The sequence below is a fragment of the Escherichia albertii NBRC 107761 = DSM 17582 genome (assembly GCF_000759775.1).
Lineage (GTDB): Bacteria > Pseudomonadota > Gammaproteobacteria > Enterobacterales > Enterobacteriaceae > Escherichia > Escherichia albertii.
This window is the reverse complement of record NZ_BBMY01000161.1, coordinates 1-9620: the sequence shown is the minus strand read 5'-3', so window position 1 is coordinate 9620 and position 9620 is coordinate 1. Positions and strand designations below refer to the sequence as shown.

Below are 9620 nucleotides of genomic sequence, written 5' to 3'. Positions count from 1 at the left end.
CACCAAGTAAACAGAAGCTGACGGGGGTATCCCCGTCATTATCTTCTCAATATCAAAACATACCGGCAGAAGTAGACAGATGCTGGCGTGGGGAAAATCCCCGTAGCTCTACTCCCTTCGTTAACTTGCTCAATCATCTTTATGAATTTAATTTTTACCGATCCATTTAACTACTGTTTAGTTATTGTCACATAGGATTCTGCCGTTTTTGACAACACTGGGATAATAAGATGAAAAAAATGTTGTTCTCTGCCGCTCTGGCAATGCTTATAACAGGATGTGCTCAACAGACATTTACTGTTGGAAACAAACCTACAGCGGTAACGCCAAAAGCAACCATCACACATCATTTCTTCGTTTCAGGAATTGGACAAGAGAAAACTGTTGATGCGGCAAAAATTTGCGGCGGCGCAGAAAATGTCGTTAAAACAGAAACCCAGCAAACATTCATGAATGGTCTGCTCGGGTTTATCACCTTTGGCATTTATACACCGCTGGAAGCTCGGGTATATTGTTCGCAATAAAAGAATGTGTTGCCCATCAATATGGGCAACACATTCTGTCGGTTAATCTGTCCATCTTTGCTTCTGCAAACAGGCTTCACGCCTCATATCCCAACGAGTCATCAACCTTTTCTAACCGTTTGTTTAAATTTTGCCAGGCCCAACATCAGGTTACCGGAGTTCCTGTCCGCTCTTTTTCCCCAGCCCCCCAGAATTGTATCAGCGAAGTACAAAGCCCCTGTAGATGCCTTTAATTTGAGCAACATAAAAATGTGAAGAAAATGCTGTAATGAAATGTCGATAAGACTTACCACAAAATGCGGTTAATTATTTAGTTTAAACCTCTTTTACTTATTAGTAAGATACACACAGCTTTCAAAAAGCTGGGAAATTCAACAACTCTTGGAAAATTTTGGACCTTGTCCCGCGGCTCCAATCCGACAGCCGCGCTTCTTTTCACTATCGAATCCATCGCCAACTGACAAGCCCTGTCTCCAACGTATTTCGCGTCTGTATTCTTTTTTACTTTTTTCATCTGCACATTTATCGTACAGCACGGAGTGGATATCACGCGTATAAAAAACACTCAGACACAAATTTTAAAACCCGATAGATAACCAACAAATAATTTCTGTCGTTATTTTTATCATATTAAAATTATGCTAAAAAACTATAACAAGAGCATAAATACCTGTAATTAATATATCCGTGCTAGCGATCCCCCCCGTCTAAAAAATAGGCTTATATAACAGAAAGAGAAAATTATGAGCAAAAAATGGAGATCAAATTCACAATTTAAATCACCAGATAAAACCTGGTTCTTGAAATACCCATATTGATTAGATGAATATTGGCATGCAGTGGCACCATTTAAAAAAAATAGTTCAAAAAAAGGACTCACAATGAAAAAACTAACAGTGGCAATTTCTGCTGTAGCTGCATCAATTCTGATGGCGATGTCTGCACAGGCAGCAGAGATTTATAACAAAGATAGCAACAAACTGGATCTATACGGGAAAGTTAATGCCAAGCATTACTTCTCCTCTAACGATGCAGATGATGGCGACACAACTTATGCTCGTCTGGGTTTCAAAGGCGAAACTCAAATCAACGACCAATTGACTGGTTTTGGTCAGTGGGAATATGAATTCAAGGGCAATCGCGCTGAATCGCAAGGTTCTTCCAAAGATAAAACACGTCTTGCATTCGCAGGTCTGAAATTCGGCGATTACGGTTCTATCGATTATGGCCGTAACTACGGTGTGGCTTACGATATCGGTGCGTGGACTGACGTGCTGCCTGAATTCGGTGGTGACACCTGGACTCAAACTGACGTTTTCATGACTCAGCGTGCAACTGGTGTTGCAACTTATCGTAACAACGACTTCTTTGGTCTGGTTGATGGTCTGAATTTTGCTGCACAGTACCAGGGTAAGAATGATCGTAATGGTGCAGATAACTACACCAAAGGTAACGGCGATGGCTTCGGTTTCTCTGCAACTTATGAATACGAAGGCTTTGGCGTTGGTGCAGCTTATGCAAAATCCGATCGTACTGACACGCAAGTCAACGCAGGAAAACTTCTCCCTGAAGTATTTGCTTCCGGCAAAAATGCAGAAGTTTGGGCTGCTGGTCTGAAATATGATGCAAACAACGTTTATCTGGCGACGACCTATTCTGAAACTCAGAACATGACCGTTTTTGCAGATCGCTTTGTTGCTAATAAAGCACAAAACTTCGAAGCGGTTGCACAATATCAGTTCGACTTCGGCCTGCGCCCGTCTGTTGCTTACCTGCAATCTAAGGGTAAAGATCTTGGAGTATGGGGCGATCAAGACTTAGTCAAATATGTTGATGTCGGAGCTACCTATTACTTCAACAAAAACATGTCCACTTTTGTTGATTACAAAATCAATCTGCTCGATGAAAACAACTTCACTAAAGCACTCGGTGTAAGCACTGACGACATCGTAGCTGTAGGTATGGTATACCAGTTCTAATCTGGTTACTAAAAGATATGTTGTGGGAGGTCTAACCTCCCCAACATATGAGTGGCTCCCTTAAGCCACTTTCTTAAGAAGCATTATCTTGCTTCTAACTACATAAACCTTCTGTTATATATTACCTTTTATTTTAGGGGGCGTTTCTACGCCCCATTTTTGATTCTGCTGCCAATATATCCAGCAGAAGAATTGTGTTTATTCGTCCAAAACATAAAAGCCATCCTGATAGCATAATAATCCACTAATAAAAAATAGCAGATACGAACCATTGTAAAACGAATGAATCATGGTGGCCCCAAACTTCATTACGATATCAATGGGGCATATTTTTGCCCGGAGGGTTCATAACATCTACAGAAAAGAGAGGCCGGACAGCAATGATAATCAACAGGCAATTTCGAAGGCAAATTTCAGTTCTGATGTCCGACGATGCCCCATACACAAAACGATTAACCAGTCATCGCTTTTGTTTCAGGCGCTCACCGCGCCCAGTCAGGCTTATTTAAGATATGGTCCTGCCAGTCAATCACTTCCGACTCTTTCACCGCGATATGACGCACTGAAATGCGTTCGCCATGCATGGCTGCTTTTGAACCGGTAAGTAATGGATGCCACGCGGGTAAATCTTTCCCCTCTGCCAGCAAACGATAAGCACAGGTCATCGGCAGCCATTCAAACGTAGGGAGATTTTCACGGGTTAATTTAATGCAATCCGGCTCGAATTCGAAACGACGTGCGTAATTCCGGCATTGACAAGTTTTTATATTAAGCTGACGACAGGCGACATTAGTGAAGTAAATTTCGTCAGTGTCTTCATCCATTAATTTATGCAGGCAGCACTGACCGCAACCATCACATAACGATTCCCATTCCGCATCGCTCATTTCATCCAGGGTCTTACTTTGCCAGAAAGGTACATCGCTCATCAGGTGCTCCGCCATTACGTTAAAACGCACCTTATAACCAGTCTGGCACCTCGATGCAAGTTTTGCCGCCCCTTTCCGGCGGCAAAAAGTATTACAAAACGCGAGTTGTCACAGAATGCCCATCGAAAGTGACCGTCAGTTCATCACCGCTCTGTAAAGGGCCGACGCCGTCAGGCGTGCCTGTTAGTACAACGTCCCCGGCCTTGAGGGTAAAGAACTTACTCATATAAGCAATCAGCGGCACGATTTTGTGGATCATGTCCGCCGTTGTGCCTTGTTGACGAACTATCCCGTTCACGCTAAGGCCCAGCGACGTGTTTTGTGGGTCGCCCGTAAACTCAGCGGCGGGAATAAACCCAGAAAGTGGGCAAGAGTTGTCAAATCCTTTTGCCTTTTCCCTTGGCTGCCCAGCTTTCTTCATTTTGCCCTGAATATCACGCAATGTCAGATCAAGCGCCACGCCGTAACCGGCAATGGCTTTACACACATGCTCTTCCGTGGCCTGGCGAAGCGTCGCACCAATCAACACAGCCAGTTCGACTTCATGATGAACTGCACCGAAATCAGATGGGATCGCCAACGGTTGGCGCAAATCACACAGCGCAGTTTCCGGTTTAATGAATAACACGGGTTCTTCGGGCACTTCACTGCCCATTTCCTTGATATGTCTGGCATAGTTACTACCTACACATATCACTTTACTCACTGGATAATCCAGCAGCGCGCCTTGCCAGTTGTGATGCTGATACATAACGCTTCCCTCACCTTATCGTAGATATTACGCCTCATACCGACAAATATAATGCCGCCGCCGGAGTCCGGTTATTTGTCAGTATTGTCTATATTGTGTCCCATAACGGAAAGATGCTGCTTAAGCAAATCTTCGGGCGGGGGCGGTAACTGAAGATAATAGCCTTGCTCAGTTAATGCCTGTTTGACTTTCTCAATATCGGCATTCACCAGTTTCTTCCGTCCATCCAACGGCAGAATCATCACTAATTGGGGCTGACCAAAACCTTTCATCAGTTCTTCTGGAACACGTGAAAAATCGTCTTTTTTTTCGACATATAAATAGGTTTGGTCGCGTTTGCTGCTTCGATAGATCACACAAAACATAATTTTACTCTGAATAAATGGGGGGGTGACTTGCCTCAATATAATCCAGACTATAACATGCCTTATCGTCTTCGGAATATCATCGCGCGCTGGCGATGATAAATAGCTAATTGAGTAAGGCCAGGATGTCAAACACGCCAATCGAGCTTAAAGGTAGTAGCTTCACCTTATCTGTGGTTCATCTGCATGAGGCAGAACCTAAGGTTATTCATCAGGCGCTGGAAGACAAAATCGCTCAGGCTCCCGCATTTTTAAAGCATGCTCCCATCGTACTCAACGTCAGTGCTCTTGAGGAAAAAGTAAACTGGTCAGCTATGCATAAGGCTGTCTCAGCAACGGGCTTACGGATCATTGGCGTCAGTGGCTGCAAAGATGCACAACTGAAAGCAGAAATCGAAAAAATGGGGCTGCCAATCCTGACTGAAGGAAAGGAGAAAGCACCGCGCCCTACCCCTCAGGCATCAACGCAAAACACAACTCCGATCACAAAAACGCGCTTAATAGACACTCCGGTGCGTTCCGGTCAACGCATTTATGCTCCACAATGTGATCTGATTGTTACAAGCCATGTGAGTGCAGGCGCAGAGCTGATCGCCGATGGTAATATTCATGTCTATGGCATGATGCGTGGTCGTGCACTGGCCGGGGCGAGTGGCGATCGGGAAGCGCAAATATTTTGTACGAACCTGATGGCAGAACTGGTGTCTATCGCAGGTGAATACTGGCTGAGTGATAAAATCCCAGCAGAATTTTATGGCAAAGCGGCACGACTGCAATTAGTCGAAAACGCTTTGACTGTTCAATCGTTAAATTGATCCCTTTTTAACAAGGAATTTCTATGGCACGCATTATTGTTGTTACTTCGGGCAAAGGGGGAGTTGGCAAGACAACCTCCAGCGCGGCCATCGCCACTGGTTTGGCCCAGAAGGGAAAGAAAACTGTCGTGATAGATTTTGATATCGGCTTGCGTAACCTCGACCTGATTATGGGTTGTGAGCGTCGGGTCGTTTACGATTTCGTCAACGTCATCCAGGGCGATGCAACGCTAAATCAGGCGCTAATTAAAGATAAGCGTACTGATAATCTCTACATTCTTCCGGCATCGCAAACACGCGATAAAGATGCCCTTACTCGCGAAGGCGTCGCTAAAGTTCTTGATGATCTGAAAGCGATGGATTTTGAATTTATCGTTTGTGACTCCCCGGCGGGTATTGAAACCGGTGCGTTAATGGCGCTCTATTTTGCTGACGAGGCTATTATTACCACCAACCCGGAAGTCTCTTCCGTCCGCGACTCCGACCGTATTTTAGGCATTCTGGCGTCGAAATCACGCCGTGCTGAAAACGGTGAAGAGCCGATTAAAGAGCATCTGCTGTTGACGCGCTACAATCCAGGCCGCGTGAGCAGAGGAGACATGCTGAGCATGGAGGATGTGCTGGAGATCCTGCGCATCAAACTCGTCGGCGTGATCCCGGAAGATCAATCAGTATTGCGCGCCTCTAACCAGGGTGAACCGGTAATTCTCGACATCAACGCCGACGCGGGTAAAGCCTATGCAGATACCGTAGAGCGTCTGTTGGGAGAAGAACGTCCTTTCCGCTTCGTTGAAGAAGAAAAGAAAGGCTTCCTCAAACGCTTGTTCGGAGGATAAGTCATGGCATTACTCGATTTCTTTCTCTCGCGAAAAAAGAATACGGCCAACATTGCCAAAGAACGGCTACAAATTATTGTCGCTGAACGCCGTCGTAGCGATGCGGAGCCACACTATCTTCCGCAGTTGCGCAAAGATATTCTTGAGGTCATTTGTAAATACGTACAAATTGATCCCGAGATGGTGACGGTGCAACTTGAGCAAAAAGATGGCGATATTTCTATTCTTGAGCTTAATGTGACCTTGCCGGAAGCAGAAGAACTGAAATAAACGCGCTATAAAATGAGACTCATAAAAAAGGCAGAATAACTTCTGCCTTTTTTATTTTTATATTCTTTTGATTATCAAATGTTATTAATCATATTAAATTATATTTTTCTGTCATCATCCTCCCCTCTTTGTATCAATTGATGCTCTTCCCGACTCCTGAACAAAACAGAGCATTTAGGGTAGCCTGAGTAATTAACCTTATGGTGAAAGTGGACATTCTGCGTAATGATATACCTGCAATTTCATTATTCATTGTTCTCCCATAGGATGAGGTTTCCCGCCGTAACTGGCGGTTTTTTTTAGCTTCTCTTTCCCGGACGTTGTACCTTACGTGAAATAAACAAGAACTGCGCCGAAGCGCAGTTCTATTACGAGAGGGGATTATCAGAACGACCAGCTCATCCCTGCTACCGCGTTCCACGGAGACTCTACACCTGCACCATTGCCATAACTTATCCCTAAATGGCCACTTAGTGTATTACTGAATGAGGCTTTAATGCCCGCCTGATACACTCCGCGTTTGCCCGACAAATCATTGACAAAATCACCGTCATTATTCACTTTCACCCGGTTATCATCGATAAACTCTTTGCGGGCTGCCGCCTTCAACCACGGTTCGACTTCCACGCCATTCCTCAGGCGCATGGTATAACTCAACGTAGCCCCCAGTTCGCGATATACACTGCGGGAGTCACCCGGTTTCGCCTCCATGCCATTAGACAATCGATATTCTGGGTTATCAGCCGTGAGTCCACTCAACGACACATACGGCGTCAGGTTCCAGTTACCATCAGTGAACCGAATCCCGGTTTCAACATGCCCCCCGAATCCATTGCTGTTAAAACTACCGTTGACTGACTCGCCACCACTCATCCGCCCCGCTACCGTACTCTCAAAGCGGTTCAGCTTCACAATGCTGTCCAGATAAAAACCACTTTCATGTTCCCAGGCGGCATACCCGCCCAGAGCATAACTGTCCACATTGCCATGGCCACCACGATCATAAGCGACTTTCGAATGCGAATACCCCACAAAGACACCCAGCGTCGCCACGCCTTCGGTTATCGCATAGCGGTTGTCCATGCCCAACGTCATACCAGTTAACGTTTGCTCAAATCCAGCACCAGCATCCGTCGTAACATTATTACGGGTGGTGTAGGTGGTTCCCCATACATTGTTGCTATATCCCGTCGCCCTCATCAGATTCAGCCTTTCACGAACACTATCCAGTTCGGCATCAAATACCAACGGTAGCGTGGCCGCCATGTTCAATACCGCTGCTGTTGAAGGCGTGATACGTTTCTCATGGGGTACCGGAGTTGGATCAGGTTTCGGATCCGGGTCTGGGTCTGGCTTCGGATCGGGATTGAGATCGCTAGTCAGGCTCCAGTTATGGTTGCCATCACTTTTGAGTGCATATTCATAGGTCCCGAGGTCGACTAATCCCCCGGTATTCCCCAACGTAAAAGCAGCATCTCCGCCCCCAGTCGTCACCAGCATCAGCGGATCACCCGTTTTTGGACTTACCCCTGTATTAGCCACAAAAACATTAAAATTCCCTGTGGCATCGCCAGTCACTTTTAGTTGGTCGCTTCGCAAACTGGCAACGTCGGTATGCATATAGAAATTACCACTGCCAGACAGTTCATTGGTAGTCAGGGTATTGTATATATCTTCCGTTCCTGACTGGCTGGCAGCCGCCTGTGACAAATAGATATCGCCATCACTCAACAACAGGCTGTTGAGGGTATAAGCGCAATTACTGGAACCACTGCAGGCTTTATCGCTGTTGAGCCATGCACTTCCCCGACGACTAACACTCAAATCGGCGGCTGACGTGTTTGCACCATAGCCCATTGTCAAATGCGCCTGATCCGAGACCTGAATCGCTCCTGCAAGAGTTACTGGCGTCACCTCATCCTGTGGACTCATGATGACCAGGCTCCCCTTCGCCCCACTGACGGTCGCTCCCGTCAGACTTCCTGCATAGACCGTAGCTAAACCGCCTACAATATCCAAATCTTCTGCCCGGGCCAGAGACTCAAACGTTATCGTTTCCCCGTCCTGTGAACGACCGAGAGCATAGCGACCTCCTGTAGTAACGGCGGTTCCGCGGTCATTGCCCAGGGATTGCATTATCCCTCCGTCGCCAACGGTGGTGTCAATAGCTTCTGTCGCGGCTAAAACAGACAAACTACCGCCATTTTCCAGCAAAAGGTTGTCTGCCATCCCTGCGGAAATATGGAAATCACCGTATTCATTGCGACCAATAATATTGATGGTCTTATCTGTGCTCGTTTTCAGCGCTGCACCGCTGCTTTGCTCCACATTTGTCGCCGTGCTATTGGCTTTCACCTCCAGCATAGCGCCACTCTTAATTATGGAACTGTCTGCCACTCCGTGAGCAGATACCGTCTGTATTCCCCCGGCGTTAACAAGAGTTCCATGTGCCGTACCTTCAACGGTTTGCGTGCCGCCATTAACGATGGCGTCAGTCGCCGTGCCGCCTGAAGAAACAGTTTGTATCCCTCCCATATTGACATGCGTCCCATCCGCCATACCTTCAACGGTCTGCACACCGCCATTGAGCGTCGTACCAGTAGCGGTCGCATTTGTCTTAACTGTCTCCGTGCCACCAATTCCGACCAAAGTGTCAGCCGATGATGTCCCGGATTCAACAGTTAATTTGCCCCCATTCTCCAGTACAATATGATCTGCTTTCCCGCCAGAAATACTAAAATGAATATCATCATTCCAGAGACCATCAATTTGCTTAGCATCCGTAGTAGCAATTAATACACTGTTGGTATTCTGTTTTATTCCTGTAGCAGAACCGCCTGCCTGAATTTCTACTATACCGTCCTCAAATATCGTTGAGTCTGTTGCAACTCCACCGCTGTAAACGATTTGCGCACCACTATGAATCTCAGTGTTGTAGGCTATACCATTTTGCTCAATTTTTTGTGAGCCGCCTGATATATAGGTATTACTGGAGTTTCCACCTTTAACAATTTGCATACCTCCAGTATCAATCGTGGTAGTACGAGCATACCCACCTGTATTAATCGTTTGTGTTCCGCCTGATATTTTGGTATCTACGGCCGGTAATGACTCCAACTTATTGATAGTGTTTTATGTTCAGATAATGCCC

At 46.1% G+C, this 9620-nt stretch carries 8 protein-coding genes and 1 pseudogene; 5 read left to right on the top strand and 4 right to left on the bottom strand.

All coding sequences use genetic code 11. The features are described 5' to 3' along the window. Nucleotides 1-230 precede the first annotated feature (230 nt). Both iss and ompC read left to right on the top strand, forming a co-directional pair. Nucleotides 231-524 carry an increased serum survival lipoprotein Iss gene (iss, locus tag EA14781_RS20640; RefSeq protein WP_000738417.1) on the top strand — a complete coding sequence of 98 codons (294 nt, stop codon included), beginning with the start codon at nucleotides 231-233 and terminating at the stop codon, nucleotides 522-524. An 881-nt stretch (nucleotides 525-1405) separates the two neighbouring features. Then, complete coding sequence (gene ompC, locus EA14781_RS20630) at nucleotides 1406-2503, top strand: porin OmpC (RefSeq protein WP_000737250.1); 1098 nt, start codon at nucleotides 1406-1408, stop codon at nucleotides 2501-2503. A 482-nt stretch (nucleotides 2504-2985) separates the two neighbouring features. Here the strand turns inward: ompC and ycgN are convergent, their stop codons facing one another. From ycgN to EA14781_RS20615, 3 genes are all read right to left on the bottom strand, one after another. Beyond that, the gene (ycgN, locus tag EA14781_RS20625; protein WP_024164783.1) at nucleotides 2986-3432 is read right to left on the bottom strand and encodes a cysteine cluster protein YcgN; all 447 of its coding nucleotides are present in this window, start codon (nucleotides 3430-3432) and stop codon (nucleotides 2986-2988) included. 91 nt (nucleotides 3433-3523) lie between these two features. Continuing rightward, nucleotides 3524-4183: a fumarylacetoacetate hydrolase family protein gene (locus EA14781_RS20620; RefSeq protein WP_000284260.1), complete on the bottom strand. Its 660-nt coding sequence runs from the start codon at nucleotides 4181-4183 to the stop codon at nucleotides 3524-3526. A 71-nt stretch (nucleotides 4184-4254) separates the two neighbouring features. After that, nucleotides 4255-4548 carry a YcgL domain-containing protein gene (locus EA14781_RS20615; RefSeq protein ID WP_024164782.1) on the bottom strand — a complete coding sequence of 98 codons (294 nt, stop codon included), beginning with the start codon at nucleotides 4546-4548 and terminating at the stop codon, nucleotides 4255-4257. 125 nt (nucleotides 4549-4673) lie between these two features. Here EA14781_RS20615 and minC point away from each other — a divergent pair, with 125 nt between their 5' ends. From minC to minE, 3 genes are read left to right on the top strand one after another with little or no spacing between them, the layout of a single operon-like run. Continuing rightward, nucleotides 4674-5363, top strand: coding sequence for a septum site-determining protein MinC (minC, locus tag EA14781_RS20610; RefSeq protein WP_002462028.1), 690 nt, complete (start codon nucleotides 4674-4676; stop codon nucleotides 5361-5363). A 23-nt stretch (nucleotides 5364-5386) separates the two neighbouring features. Continuing rightward, complete coding sequence (gene minD / locus EA14781_RS20605; protein WP_000101044.1) at nucleotides 5387-6199, top strand: septum site-determining protein MinD; 813 nt, start codon at nucleotides 5387-5389, stop codon at nucleotides 6197-6199. A 3-nt stretch (nucleotides 6200-6202) separates the two neighbouring features. Then, complete coding sequence (minE, locus tag EA14781_RS20600) at nucleotides 6203-6469, top strand: cell division topological specificity factor MinE (protein WP_001185665.1); 267 nt, start codon at nucleotides 6203-6205, stop codon at nucleotides 6467-6469. Nucleotides 6470-6853: 384 nt separating this feature from the next. Here the strand turns inward: minE and EA14781_RS24530 are convergent. Beyond that, a pseudogene (locus EA14781_RS24530) lies at nucleotides 6854-9556 on the bottom strand (autotransporter outer membrane beta-barrel domain-containing protein); the annotation flags it as partial. Nucleotides 9557-9620: the final 64 nt, after the last annotated feature.

Bases quoted from the DNA above. Each gene is read 5' to 3' on its own strand.
- iss (WP_000738417.1), top strand. From the start codon at position 231: ATGAAAAAAATGTTGTTCTCTGCCGCTCTGGCAATGCTTATAACAGGA.
- ycgN (WP_024164783.1), bottom strand. From the start codon at position 3,432: ATGAGCGATGTACCTTTCTGGCAAAGTAAGACCCTGGATGAAATGAGC.
- ompC (WP_000737250.1), top strand. From the start codon at position 1,406: ATGAAAAAACTAACAGTGGCAATTTCTGCTGTAGCTGCATCAATTCTG.
- EA14781_RS20615 (WP_024164782.1), bottom strand. From the start codon at position 4,548: ATGTTTTGTGTGATCTATCGAAGCAGCAAACGCGACCAAACCTATTTA.
- minE (WP_001185665.1), top strand. From the start codon at position 6,203: ATGGCATTACTCGATTTCTTTCTCTCGCGAAAAAAGAATACGGCCAAC.
- minD (WP_000101044.1), top strand. From the start codon at position 5,387: ATGGCACGCATTATTGTTGTTACTTCGGGCAAAGGGGGAGTTGGCAAG.
- EA14781_RS20620 (WP_000284260.1), bottom strand. From the start codon at position 4,183: ATGTATCAGCATCACAACTGGCAAGGCGCGCTGCTGGATTATCCAGTG.
- minC (WP_002462028.1), top strand. From the start codon at position 4,674: ATGTCAAACACGCCAATCGAGCTTAAAGGTAGTAGCTTCACCTTATCT.